Origin of the sequence: Anaerocolumna sp. AGMB13020, from assembly GCF_033100115.1 — a bacterium.
Classification (GTDB): domain Bacteria; phylum Bacillota; class Clostridia; order Lachnospirales; family Lachnospiraceae; genus Anaerocolumna.
The window spans coordinates 1,424,639-1,438,088 of the sequence record NZ_CP136910.1 but is presented as its reverse complement, the minus strand read 5'-3'; the positions used below and the strand labels follow the sequence as shown (position 1 = coordinate 1,438,088).

The following is a 13,450-nucleotide window of genomic DNA, read 5'->3' as shown; positions in this document are numbered from 1 at the left end:
TAGTATTTAGGAGATTGCTGTTTTTGGGATAATGACATTTATATTTTAAAGCATGGTGCAATATATAGTTCTATACTCAGAAGGAGAATAACCAAAGTTCTTTTTGAACATTCTTCCAAAGTGGGTTAAATCAGAAAAGCCAACCCTCTCAATAATCTCAGAAACAGGTAATAGAGTTTCTTTTAGCATCTTAGACGCTAAATACAGTCTTAGTCTAATAAGATACTCCATTACAGGATAACCTGTAATCTCACGAAATCTTTCTGTTAACGAGGTTCTGTTGATATGAAATTTACCGGTAAGCTCCTGTATGGTTATTTTGTTCATATAATTTGTGTAAAAATACAGTATTATCTCTTTGATTTCACCAGGATCTTTATCAAGCTTTACGCTTTCAAGGGTTTCATCAATAATAAGTAATCTTGATAGCAAAAAGAGCATTTCTATTAGATAGGTTCTGCTCCTGCAGGGCCAATCATTATCCTTTTGAATATCCAGGGCATCCTTTATATTGTCAAGAATGTTACTGATTCTGTGTGCATTGCTCGGACCAAGATGTATCAGGCCCATAAAATCATTTGTTTTACTTAAAAACGGGTTTAACCAGTATAGATCTTGTATTTCATTTACAGACAGCTGATTATTAGATGCTTTAAGTATAGGAAAATTAAAATGTTGATTGATAATTTGTGGATGAAAGAGGACGGCTGTACACTGAAGAGATACTTCTGATTCCAAGGAAAATATATCTGTCTCATTCAGGCAAAGAGCAGACGGAGCTACGATGATTTGCTTACGGTTATTAAGAGTAAGTATTCCGGTACCAGTGATAACAAATATCATTTTATAATGATCTCGTTCATTTGTACCATCTGAGAAGCAATTTTCAGTTGTATGGTAGATAGGAAACTGATAGCCCGGATAAAATTCCCTACCCTCTGTAAAGTATGTACTCATACGACACCCCCTGAGCAATGATATCTTTCATTATATCACTGCTCAGGGGAAAAAAATAACATTTTCTATTATTTGCCAAGTATTTTTAGCTCTTCACATAGCTTTAATCCGAAAGCTACGGAGGCATCTGGATTTTTTCCTGTAATAATATTACCTGATACAACTACCTCTTTGTCAATATATTTAACACCATTGTTAGTTAATTCCTTAATACCATCACTCCAGGGGAACATGGTTGCTTTTTTATCCTTGAGGATACCGGCTCTTGCCAAAACTGGCGGTGCCGCGCAGATTGCAGCTATAATCTTTTTCTCCTTATTGGCATCCTTTACTAGCTTCCGGAGATCTTTGTCATCCCACAGACTACTGATTACTCCCGTGCCGCCAACGATAACGATTGCATCATAGTCCTTTGCTTTTGCATTGGATATCATAATATCAGTGGTATAGGTTGATCCATTTAACCCAAGCGCTTTTGATGTAGTGCTTGCTACCGTTATATTAGCTCCGTTTATCTCAAGTAAGGTTTTGGGAATAAAGAACTCTACATCCTCAAAATCCTTAGGGGCTACTACCATAAGCACGTTTTTAGGGAATTTTCTGATTTTTAAAGCATTGCAGATAGCAAGTCCAAAGCTTTTGGAGGCAGCTGGATTCTTGCCTGTTACAATATTTCCATCGGTAACAGTCTCTTCATTAACATATATGGCATCTCTTGTGGTAAGTTCCTTTATTCCATCTTCCCAAGGAAACATGGTAACTGTTTTACCTTTCAATATTCCGGCCTTCGCGAGAGCTGGGGGAGCTGCACACATAGCCGCTACTATTTTGTTTTGAGAATTAAACTGCTGAAGCAGTGTTCTCAGTTCTTCGTTATCCCATAAACTACTTATAACGCCTGTTCCTCCTGGTAAAACGATGGCATCGTATTCATCAACTTTTGCATTACTGATTTTGATATCTGGTGTTATTTTAAATCCATTAAGACCAATCGCTGTATCAGTTGTTATGCTGGCTATTGTGACTTTTGCACCGTTAGCCTTTAAGATAGCCATGGGTTCAACAACTTCACAGTCTTCAAAATCCTTTGGTGCAATTACCATTAATACCTTTTTTGTGGATGATTCCTTTGCACTGACAGTATTGCTTGGACCACATATAAAAGCTCCAAGTACCAAAGATAGACTTATTGCAAAACAAATCACTTTTTTTATTACTTTCATAATTTTTATTACCTCCTTTTAATATCTATAGTTTAGCAAATAGGCGTTTGACCTGTAATAGCGGATTGTCAGTGCTATTCGGTGTATTAACAGGAAAATTAAACTTAATATATCCATAAAGAGGCAAGTGTTTTGATGAAGGTAATTATAGATGATGGTGAGGGCTTTAGTTGAATACTAAATAAATGATGACAGGCAGATTTATAGTAAGATACAGATAGTTCAGAATGCCTGGTATTGTTCCTGTTCTTTGTGGCGTGTGCTGGAGTAAATCTGAAAGGAACGGAGAATGGTACTTCAAAAATAAAGGTAGTCATTTTTTGCAGAAAAAGGTTTATTATTGTAATTGGTATTGAAAGGTTAACTTTGAAACAGTATATTGATGATATTGTAAAAAATACACATAAGGTGTTAAATACCGTAAAAAATGGTTTATGATGGCTTTTGTTACGATTGTAATCAAATAACTGGCATAGGATGATTATGCAAGCAAAATCGTAAATAAGAATAATGGGAAAGGTGGTGAATCCAATGTACTATTAAGTCGGTTGTCAGTTTATTTACTAGGCTTCCCGGAAGTGAAGTGCTTATAAAGTCAACTAATTTACTATTATGGAGGAAAACATATGTTAAAAAATTTAAAAAAATTATTAGCATTTACCATGATTTTCTGTATGATTCTGTTAAACAATGCTTATGCATTTGCTGACGACGAAAACGGAGTGCCGGTTGTTCCAGCAACAGTAGATGGGATACAAAGTGTTATGATTCCAGAAAATCAAAGTTCAATGGATGTTCAAGAAATTTATAAAGAGATAGCTCCCATAGAAAATATTAACGATAGGGAGCCAAACATCATGGAAAGGAAATATTCAGAATCGAATGAAACGGTTTCGAGTCTTCCGGGAGAGCGTTCTTCTGTAAAATCAGTACTTGCGGAAACAGATAATACAAACCCTAATAATGCATATATTGTAGAAAATGGGGATATTTTTCAAGGCTCTATACTAACATCAAATGAAATGCGCTGGTACGGTTTTATATTAAATGAGAAGAGTACGGTGTCCGTTTTACTGCAGATGGTATCCAATCTTGATGCGGACTTATATATGTTTCAATTAGATACAAGTACATATAATCTGGGATTAATTGGCGGAAGTGCAAATGCCGGTAATGGTGTGCAAGAATGGTATAATGATGTCCTTGAAGCTGGAATTTATTACTTTGCAGTATCAGGATATACGGGCGTGGGAGATTTCGCTTTTGCATTCTATAATAGTACAAGAGATGTAAATTATGAAGTTAATGGTTCCATTGCCACAGCAACTAGCATTCCATTTGATACCAATATAGAGGGAGTTATTGACAGCCCTTATGATAATGATATATATAAGTTTACTATTACACAACCAATGGTTATAAGATATTCAATAACGGGCGCTAATGGATATGAATCAGGCTTTTTAGCGGGTTCAGCGACAGCGTATAGTATATCAGGCAATTTAGCCAAGTTCTCAGCGGGTACTTACTATTTTATGGTTCATAGCTTAAATGGGGATTACTCCGCTGATCAGCCATATACAGTCAAATTTAATAAGATAGCTGATTTAGCTAATGATAGTAGTGCAACTTATTTGGCTATCAGTGAAGGGGCTAAAATTGTATTCCAAACAGATGCAAATGGAGTAAATTACTATGTAAATGGTAATCCGATAGACCTCAGTTATTCATATTATGTGAATGCATCAAATTCAGCTGGCTCACAAGTTTATGATATTACGATGACTCAGAAAAGCGGTATAGTTGCTAAGATATATCAATCTCAATATGCAGAGTATCCAGAAATGCAACAAATCATTCCAGATACCGTATATTATTTACGTGGTAGCAAGAGCAATATGCCAATAAAGAATAAACATTTGCTAGAGCTATCAGTATCTTCGGCATCAAATTTTTATAACATAAACTGTTTCTGCAGTGGCGCATATTCAGCAAATAATCTACATTTGAATATGAATTATGCTACTGTACTGATTGACCCTGACACAGGGAATTTAGTTGACATCGAGTTTTTCAATTATTTCTATGATTATGCAGAGGGATCAAATAGTATGATGTTTACACGTCCTTATTCCATGAAATATTATTATCCTTATTATAATGGAGAAGAGCCTTTCCCACCTTATAATTAGTAAGTTTATATTTAAGTATTGTCAGATAGTTTGTGATTAGAGTTTGAAGTAATCACAATAGTCAAATAGGATAAATTATGAATAAAACTATATTTTTGATTTAGTTAAAGAATGTATTGCTAAATCAGCTGATTTTCGTTAGGAAAATGGTATCCAGGCTGGTGGCAGAATGCTGACAGACTTTGGTATCTAACTATATTATAGATAGATACTAAGGGCTGTTGGTAAATTTATATTAGCTAAATTAAATCGGATTATGAAATCATGATTTTATATCTGGAAGATGGCTTATAACATCATTTGACTACATGTAGAGAAATATCAATCATGATGATTATGGATCTTTCGTATCCATGTGCTAGTATTAATATGGAGGTAGAGATTAAAATGAAAATACATGAAATGACTCTTACATCAAATTGGTTAGTAAAGGAGTGTACTGCAGAGAGGCAATATAATCAGAAGAAAGTAGTCAAAATGCCGGGGAATGAGAGCTATATCAAAGTTTCGATTTCAGAAGAGAGTCAGAATGCATACAGAAATAGTTTAAATAATCTGGAGGGGTATACTCCGTCGTCATTAAAAGATTATCTTAGTCTTGATGAGCAGGGAGATTTATGGGCATCAGGTAAATTTGATATGGATGTTTCATATTCTCTTTACATAGAAATGAAACAATTAGAAAGAGGAAGGATTGAATCTATTAAGGATAAAGAAAGGAGTTATGATTTATTTGATGTAGCTCAGAGTACCTTGGAAGCCTATGGTATTATGTATGATAAAATAGTACAGGGACATAAAGATGGAACGAGAGAAGTTTATACAAATTTCCCGGAAGAAGGAAAACCACGGTATGTTACCTTGGAAGATGATCTGGAATTTTTAAATAAAGCCTTTGACCTTTGCATGGAGAATGTCAAAGGATATATTTGTGCCAAAGAAACGTCTTCATGGGACTCTTGGATTAAAGGAACTTCAATTCTTCCGCAAAAGTATAAAGATCAAGTGTATAACATGATGAAAGAAGTAAAAGAAGAGCTTCAAAAACGATTTGAGGAAAAATATGAAAATTGGGAAAGTTATGCAGGAAGTGTAGAAATATCAAGCGGGGTAAATGATCTCATGAAGAGTATTTTTATGCGTGATAATGGGTTTGTTGAAAGTATCAAGAACTTGTTTCTAGATGTAAAAGCGAGATAAACAATGTATCGCTTATACTGTATTTGTTCCCTGACGTTCAGGCAGGGGGGTTAATAATCGAACTGGATTAATCTTCTGTAAAATTGTAAACATTTTCCTTGCATCCTCCGATAATTATATTAAGAACAGTTATATATGTTGGTTTTAGGGGAGGGGAAAACAAGTGATTTATATTGCGATTTGTGATGATGAAAAATATTATAGGGAGCAATTGAAAAGCTTGATTACCAAATATTTTGATGAGCATCTGTTAAGCAATAAAGTTGAGATAAAGACATTTTCGTCAGGAAAAGAGATTTGTGAAAAAAGGTCTGATATTATGAAATATGATATTGCCTTTTTAGACATTAATATGGATGAATTTAATGGACTTGAGACTGCTTATAGAATAAGAGAGTACAGAAGTGATACCCGAATCATATTTGTTACTGATTTTTTCAATTATGCACTGGAAGGATACAAGGTCGATGCATTTCGTTATATCATGAAGGATACATTAGAAGTTTCTATTATTGAGTGTCTGGATGCGCTTTTTAAAAAACTGGAATCAATAACAGATAAGATGAATTTTAGATTTATTGGAGGAGAAAAAAGTGTCTTATTAGATAATATTGAATATATAGAGAGTCAAAAGCATAGGTTGATTTTCTATATACTCGAACCAGAATTAACGGAATATAGCATTTATGCCAAATTAGACGATATTGAAGTGCTGTTAAAGGAAAATAAATTTCTGCGTATCCATAAAAGCTATCTTGTAAATATGAGGCATATTATAAAAACAAATAACTATAGGATGGCTTTGACTTCCGGACATGAGCTATCAATCCCTAAATTAAGATATCGAGCTGTTAAGGAAGCTCTTTCAAAAATAGAGGATTGAAAGTTTGCTATCGCAATCCCCTTTTTTTATTTTATTACAACCATTTGGATTATCATACCTAATCAACTCTAGCCATTTTCTCATTTGGCTTGGCTTATTTTGGCCCTGCCTGATCAATATTGTATTGTTCTTCTCCCCATGTATACAGCTCATTTAACGTAGGCAGTAAGGCTTTCCCTCTTTCTGTTAAGGAATATTCTACTTTAGGTGGTACTGAATTATGCTGAAATCTATGAACCAGATTATGTTCTTCAAGCTCTCGTAATGATTTTGTCAACATTATATTGGTTATTCCAGTTACACTTCTTTTCAATTCGTTATATCTCGTTTTTTCTTTCCCGAAAAGATACCACATAATCGGAAGCTTCCATTTCTGCCCTATGATATCAAGGGCATAAATAATCGGACATTTAATCTCATATATATTTTCGGCAGGTAATCCCGGAGCATATTGAATCTGTTTATCTGACATAGCAAATCTCCTTAATAGTTTCAAGTATATACTAAGGCAGAAAAAGTTGCGTACTTCTATTTATTTTTCCAGCTTGTATAATCATTATAGCAGTTTAATAAAAAAAAGGAAGGTACTATAATGAAAATAATTGCGATTAATGGTAGTCCAAGAAAAAAATCCAATACGGCGGTACTTTTAGAGCATGCATTAGAAGGAGCGTCCTTACAAGGAGCAGAAACAGAACTTATCAACCTTTATGATTTGGATTATAAAGGTTGTATGAGCTGCTTTGCCTGTAAATTAAAGGGCGGAAAGAGCTATGGTAAATGTGCGTACAAAGATGAATTATCTCCTGTTTTAGAGAAAATTTTAGCAGCCGACGCCCTTTTGCTCGGTTCGCCTATATACTTTCATGCTGTAACTGGTGAAATGCATTCCTTTTTGGAACGCTTGCTGTTTCCAATTTTAACTTATACAGAAGGTTATAAAGGATTATTAGAGAAAAAGCTTCCAGTTGGTTTTATTTATAATATGAACGTCACAAAAGAATACATGATAGAAGCAAACTATCTTCAAGTTTTAAGCTTTGCAGAGAAAAGTTTAGAAAGTCTTTTTGGTTCTTGTGAACCTTTAATCGTAAATGATACATTACAATTTAAAGACTATACCAAATATGTTGTTACTGTTTTTGATGAAAATAAAAAGAAAAAAGTAAAGGAAGAGCAATTTCCCATTGATTGTGAAAATGCTTTTCAGCTCGGTTCTCGATTGATTCAAAGGGCAATTAGCTAATAATGAAGCATCAGACTCCAAAAAGGCACTGCTTTTTTAGTGAAAATAGGCTGTAACGCTATTATCGTTTACGGTAATCTCTAGGTGAAATCCCTGTGATTTTTTTGAATTGCTTATTAAAATTAGACAGGTTGTTAAAGCCGCAATTGTAGGAAATCGTTGATATGTCCTCTGTTGTATCTGTCAGCGCTGTGCATGCGGCTTTAATCCTGAGATGGGTCAGAAATTCAATCGCACTGCAGCCAACGGCTTTTTTAAAGGAGTTCATAAAGTGACTTGAACTGATGGAGCATTTGGCGGCAAGTTCATTGATCGTGATGGAATCCATATAGTAATAGGTCATATACTCCAGTGCCGGACGGATTAGGGAGGAATAACTGATATCATCGTACTGAAAGGAAGACAGATTATCATTCTTTTCAAAATACCAGAAAAGTTGCAGCAGAATGCTTTTTAGTAAAAGGTCATCATAAGCATTGTTTTTATTTGCACAGTTTACAATTGTCTCTGCAAGGGAGTGGATAACCGAATAATCCGGGTGGCTTGTATCATATTTCATAGTTACACGCAGCTGTCCTGTGACAAGAGGGCGTATGCAATGAGTACTGCTGCGATCATTGCTTTCAATACCGAGCATACTGGCATGAAATACAAAGGCAATATAGTTCAGCTTCCTGTTAGGAGAAGGATAAGCGGCATGCAGCATATTGGGAGAAATTACAATTACGTCCCCAGGGTTTACCGGAAAGTGTTCATCTCCACAGATGAAGTCACCTTTTCCCTGCAAGATATAATCAATTTCAAACTCGCTATGCCAGTGCATAGGTACGTTAGGAAAAGAATCTGGTATCTGGCAATCATAAATACTGTAGGGAATCAATGACGAGCTGTGCTGGCGCTGTTCTTTATTACCTTGAGATGCAATGAGCGTATCATTCATATCTGACCTCCATGGTTAACAATTGGATTTATAACTTAAATCATAGAATAGTACCGAAAATATATAGTATTTCACAAGAAATGTAATGATCTATAGAGTATTATATCATTGTAATCCAAAAAATCAATTACATACAGGCGGAGGTAATATGAAATTTTTAGAGGATAATGGAGCCTTGGTATTTTATCAAAATGGTGAAATGGGAAGAATCGAAGCTTGGGGTAAGGATTCTGTCAGAGTTCGTACTACCATGCTTGGCAAGTTTAGTGGAAATGACAGGGCATTAACGGAAAATGTTAAGACCATGAATACCATCGTAAAAATTGAAAAGGAAGCTCATTGGGTAGGTGATGGAACGATTGATCAGAGGGAAATTGCATCAATAACCAATGGTTGTATTAAAGTAGTTGTAAATTTTGTGGGGATCATTTCGTTTTATAAAAATGATAAGCTGTTCCTTCGTGAATACTTCCGTATGTATGACGGAACTATTTCAAAAGAGAGCCGTTGCTTAAAAGTAATTAACCGTCAGTGGAAGGGAATCATTGGTGGAACAGATTATTCTTTAAATGTAAAATTTGAAAGCAATAAAGGAGAAAAAATCTTTGGTATGGGCCAATATCAGCAAAATGATATGGACTTAAAGGGCTGTGTTTTAGAACTGGCACAGCGTAATTCTCAGATTTCTGTTCCTTTTGCTGTATCTTCCTTGGGCTACGGCTTTCTTTGGAACAATCCGGCTGTAGGCAGTGTAACCTTTGGAAAGAATTATACTGAGTGGATTGCAAGATCTACAAAAGACATGGATTACTGGATTACTGTGGCAGATGCACCAAAGCAGCTTCTGGAAAACTATACCGCTGTTACCGGTCGTGCTGATAGGTTTCCGGAAGACCTCATGGGGCTTTGGCAATGCAAACTGCGCTATAGAACCCAGGATGAGGTTCTGACAGTTGCTCGTCAGTATCAGAAGGAAGGGATAAAGATTGATCAGATCGTCATTGATTTTTTCCACTGGACAGTACAAGGTGACTGGAAATTCGATACACAGTATTGGCCGAATCCCAAAGAAATGGTGGAGGAGCTTCACTCTATGGGTATCAAGGTTGTCGTTTCGGTATGGCCTTCTGTGGATCGTAAGAGTGAAAACTTTGGCCCGATGATGGAAAGGGGACTTCTGATCAAGACAGAACGCGGTGCTGCGCAGACCTATGATTATCAAGGCGACTGTGTGGAAATCGACCCTTTTAATCCTGAAACACGTAAGTACGTATGGGAAGTATGCAAGAAAAATTACTACGATTTTGGCATCGATGCTTTCTGGCTGGATAATTCCGAACCGGATTACGGTGTGTACGATTTTGAAAATTACAGATACTGTGATGGACCTGCTTTGGGGATTAGCAATATGTATCCGCAGATGTACAGCCGTTTATTTTATGATGAGATGAATAAGGAAAATAAACCTGTTGTAAATCTGCTTCGTTGCGCATGGGCCGGCTCCCAGAAGTATGGCAATGTGGTTTGGTCCGGTGATGTGCCAAGTACCTTTGAGGCTTTTGCAGACCAGTTACAGTGTGGTCTGAACATGGGTCTTGCAGGCATTCCCTGGTGGACGACAGATATCGGCGGCTTTATGACAGATGATGTAAATGATCCTGATTTCAGAAATCTGCTGATCCGTTGGTATCAGTTCGCGGTATATTCAGCTGTACTGCGTATGCATGGGGACAGAGGACCTTACAATATTCCACCGCTGGATAACAGAGACTGGGGTGGCGGCTACCTTCATACAGGCCAGCCAAATGAGCTATGGAGTTATGGAGAAGACAATTATAAAATTATGAAAAAATATTATGATATCCGTATCAGCATGCATGAATACATCAAAGAACTTTATGAAGAAGCTCATACAAATGGTTCGCCCTTGCTTCGTACCATGTTCTATGAATTTCCGGAAGATGAGAAATGTTGGGAGCTTCAGGATCAGTATATGTTTGGTGACAAATATTTGGTAGCGCCGATTCTTCATCTGAATGAATACAAGAGAGACGTATATCTCCCAGCGGGTAAGTGGATATTGACCTCTACCGGGGAAGTTTATACCGGAGGTATAACGGTATCAGTTGATGCACCAATTGAATATTCACCCGTATTTGAACGCAAGACGATAGATTAATAAGTATTTAAATTTTAGAAAGCTGACAGATAGAGACGAGTAAAAAATTAACCGGAGTAATTGATTACCCTGAGTTATTTTTTACTAGGAGTAAATTACTCGTCTTCATCTGTCAGCTTTTGTTTTAAGCTCAGAAAGCGAAAGATTGCTTTTAGAATCGTGGCACCTATTTGAAATTAGAATGATAAAAGAGGAAATAAGTGTCTGCCTCTTTATACGGAAAAGAATCCAAGTCACTTACTCTTACATATATCGGTATGAATGGATTAGGATAATAACCGTTTTCAGACAAATCTTTTGATACTTTTCAATTCATTGCATAACCTACTGGATACATAAAGGTGTATGATTATTATAAAATCAGGTGAGATAATGGCTGAATTCTTATTGTTTATGTATTATAATTTTAACATACTAAAAGTTAATCAAAAAAACATGTAAGAAAAGAGGGAGTATCAGATGGGAAAGATAATTTTCATAGATGTAGATGGAACACTGGTAGATTATGAGGCTAACCTGCCGGCTTCAGCAGTTGAAGCAATTAGAAGAGCCAGAAAAAATGGTCATAAAGTTTATATCAGTACAGGAAGAAGCAAGGCTGAGGTCTATAAAAATATATGGGATATCGGTCTGGATGGAATGATAGGAGGTAATGGCAGTTACGTAGAGGACAAAGGTAAGGTGATTATGCATCAGACAATAACTGAAGAGCAATGCAGACGAATCGTTGACTGGCTGCATGAAAAAAAGATGGAGTTTTATTTAGAAAGCAACAATGGATTATTTGCCAGTGAAAAATTTGAACTGGCGGCAGATAAGACAATGAAAGAATATGCCAGACGAAAAGGCAATGATCAATCAGAACTGGTAACGGTTCGCACAATTTACCCGGAAATGATCTTTGATGGAGAACTTTATAGGAAAGATCTGAATAAAGTCAGTTATATCCTTCCTACTTATAAGGATTATTTGGATACGAAAGAGCAATTTCCAGATATGGAAAATGGAACCTGGGGTGGAAAAGGGGAAGAAGCACTTTTTGGTGACCTGGGAGTCAAGGATATTACAAAAGCAAATGCCATAGAACATCTTTTGAGATATTTGGGTGCGGATAGAAAGGATACTATAGCTTTTGGTGATGCAAAAGTTGATATCCCGATGTTAGAGTACTGCGAAATTGGTGTTGCTATGGGAAGTGGTGGGGAAGAGATAAAAATGATGGCAGATATGATTACGGATGACGTGGATAAAGATGGGTTGTATAAAGGGTTTGAAAGGCTGAATTTAATTTAGGAAGAAAGCCTAAGGTTATGAAAGATGGGGTGAAAAGGCTCTAATTATAAAGCTTGTCCACTGCTTATTTCTAATGGTATTTGTAATTGGAATGATGATACTGTAAAATAAGAATAGAGGAAGTGTAACTGGTAACAGTAGCATTAGGGAACATATCAGTTATTTCATTCGTCTAATCGTAAAGGAAGAAAGAAGGGGGTGTTCTTATGAATTTTATTTTTGTATTGATTTTATTATCCTTAGCATCAATCGTAATTACATTTATATTAAGTCTATTGTTCAAAAAAATAAGATATATAAAATATATTCCCGCATTTGTATTGTTTCTTTTTATGATATACAATTTCATTACCATGTATAGTGCAACCAACGAGGGCTTTGAATCATTGGGCAAATTTGTAATGGGTATCTTATTGCTGATTGCATGTGTAAGTTCTCTTATTACCTCAATCGTTTTTGATAGTATTCACAGAAAGAATAATCGAGAGAAATAGAACCTGACGAGTTCGGCATATCGTACAATAACTTAAATATAATGGAAGTGAATGGAATGCTATTCGAAAAGATCAAACAAGAAATTATTACAGACGCAATGAACGAAGCTTATACCACAATGGGAATTCCTCCTTTATTTAAAGCTTCCGCAGAGGCACGCATTGCCATTGTAGGACAAGCGCCAGGACGTAAGGCAGAAGCAACTCAATTGTTTTGGAATGATCTAAGTGGTGACCGATTAAGAGAGTGGCTGGGGATATCTCGAGAGGTATTTTATAATACGGATCGTATCGCGCATCTGCCGATGGATTTCTATTATCCGGGAAAAGCAAAAAGCGGTGATGCCCCGCCAAGAAAGGGCTTTGCTGAAAAATGGCATCCGCGTTTATTAAGTGAAATGCCAAACATTGAAACCATAATTCTTATTGGAAGCTATGCACAAAAGTACTATTTGGATAAAAAGCGTGAGAAAAGTTTAACTGAAACAGTGAGAAATTATCAGAAGTATCTGCCAGAATATTTCCCATTGGTTCATCCTTCCCCTCTAAATCTTGGCTGGCTGAAGCAAAATCCATGGTTTGAAATGGAAGTATTACCTGTACTAAAGGAGATTGTGAATAAGAACTTAGAAGGAATGTATTAATCATTCGTATTGTGCCGGATTAAATTTATTACATGTGACAAACCAGTCTACAGTTTCCATCGAAAAATCCGATATATAATACAAAGGTTCTAATATATCAAAGCATTGGAAAACAATAGATACCCGGATAGTAAGAAAGGATATATGAAATGCGCATAAACAGTTACAACACCTTTTCACAAAGTCGGACATTCTCCGG

11 protein-coding genes are annotated in these 13,450 nt (G+C 36.0%); 7 read left to right on the top strand and 4 right to left on the bottom strand.

What is annotated here, in order from left to right; genetic code table 11:
* Nucleotides 1–45: 45 nt before the first annotated feature.
* Entirely contained in the window at nt 46–957 is a 912-nt protein-coding gene (locus tag R2R35_RS05610) for an AraC family transcriptional regulator (protein ID WP_317733524.1), read from the bottom strand.
* 68 nt (nt 958–1,025) lie between these two features.
* Nucleotides 1,026–2,180: a DJ-1/PfpI family protein gene (locus tag R2R35_RS05605; RefSeq protein WP_317733523.1), complete on the bottom strand. Its 1,155-nt coding sequence runs from the start codon at nt 2,178–2,180 to the stop codon at nt 1,026–1,028.
* 626 nt (nt 2,181–2,806) lie between these two features.
* Between R2R35_RS05605 and R2R35_RS05600 the strand changes: the two genes are divergently transcribed.
* The 3 genes from R2R35_RS05600 (at nt 2,807) to R2R35_RS05590 (ending at nt 6,455) form a co-directional block, all read left to right on the top strand.
* Nucleotides 2,807–4,372 carry a hypothetical protein gene (locus tag R2R35_RS05600; protein WP_317733522.1) on the top strand — a complete coding sequence of 522 codons (1,566 nt, stop codon included), beginning with the start codon at nt 2,807–2,809 and terminating at the stop codon, nt 4,370–4,372.
* 330 nt (nt 4,373–4,702) lie between these two features.
* A complete protein-coding gene (locus tag R2R35_RS05595; protein WP_317733521.1) occupies nt 4,703–5,572 on the top strand; it encodes a hypothetical protein in 870 nt (289 codons plus the stop codon).
* A 163-nt stretch (nt 5,573–5,735) separates the two neighbouring features.
* Nucleotides 5,736–6,455, top strand: coding sequence for a LytR/AlgR family response regulator transcription factor (locus R2R35_RS05590; protein WP_317733520.1), 720 nt, complete (start codon nt 5,736–5,738; stop codon nt 6,453–6,455).
* Nucleotides 6,456–6,549: 94 nt separating this feature from the next.
* Here R2R35_RS05590 and R2R35_RS05585 read toward each other — a convergent pair whose 3' ends face one another.
* The gene (locus R2R35_RS05585; RefSeq protein ID WP_317733519.1) at nt 6,550–6,927 is read right to left on the bottom strand and encodes a winged helix-turn-helix transcriptional regulator; all 378 of its coding nucleotides are present in this window, start codon (nt 6,925–6,927) and stop codon (nt 6,550–6,552) included.
* A gap of 120 nt (nt 6,928–7,047) precedes the next feature.
* Between R2R35_RS05585 and R2R35_RS05580 the strand changes: the two genes are divergently transcribed.
* Nucleotides 7,048–7,701, top strand: coding sequence for a flavodoxin family protein (locus R2R35_RS05580; RefSeq protein ID WP_317733518.1), 654 nt, complete (start codon nt 7,048–7,050; stop codon nt 7,699–7,701).
* Nucleotides 7,702–7,762: 61 nt separating this feature from the next.
* Here R2R35_RS05580 and R2R35_RS05575 read toward each other — a convergent pair whose 3' ends face one another.
* The gene (locus R2R35_RS05575; protein ID WP_317733517.1) at nt 7,763–8,641 is read right to left on the bottom strand and encodes an AraC family transcriptional regulator; all 879 of its coding nucleotides are present in this window, start codon (nt 8,639–8,641) and stop codon (nt 7,763–7,765) included.
* A gap of 148 nt (nt 8,642–8,789) precedes the next feature.
* On the opposite strand from R2R35_RS05575, the gene R2R35_RS05570 reads away from it, so the two are divergent.
* The 3 genes from R2R35_RS05570 (at nt 8,790) to R2R35_RS05560 (ending at nt 13,251) form a co-directional block, all read left to right on the top strand.
* Nucleotides 8,790–10,820, top strand: coding sequence for a glycoside hydrolase family 31 protein (locus R2R35_RS05570; protein ID WP_317733516.1), 2,031 nt, complete (start codon nt 8,790–8,792; stop codon nt 10,818–10,820).
* A gap of 459 nt (nt 10,821–11,279) precedes the next feature.
* Complete coding sequence (locus tag R2R35_RS05565; protein ID WP_317733515.1) at nt 11,280–12,113, top strand: HAD family hydrolase; 834 nt, start codon at nt 11,280–11,282, stop codon at nt 12,111–12,113.
* 550 nt (nt 12,114–12,663) lie between these two features.
* Nucleotides 12,664–13,251: a uracil-DNA glycosylase family protein gene (locus tag R2R35_RS05560; RefSeq protein WP_317733514.1), complete on the top strand. Its 588-nt coding sequence runs from the start codon at nt 12,664–12,666 to the stop codon at nt 13,249–13,251.
* Nucleotides 13,252–13,450 lie beyond the last annotated feature (199 nt).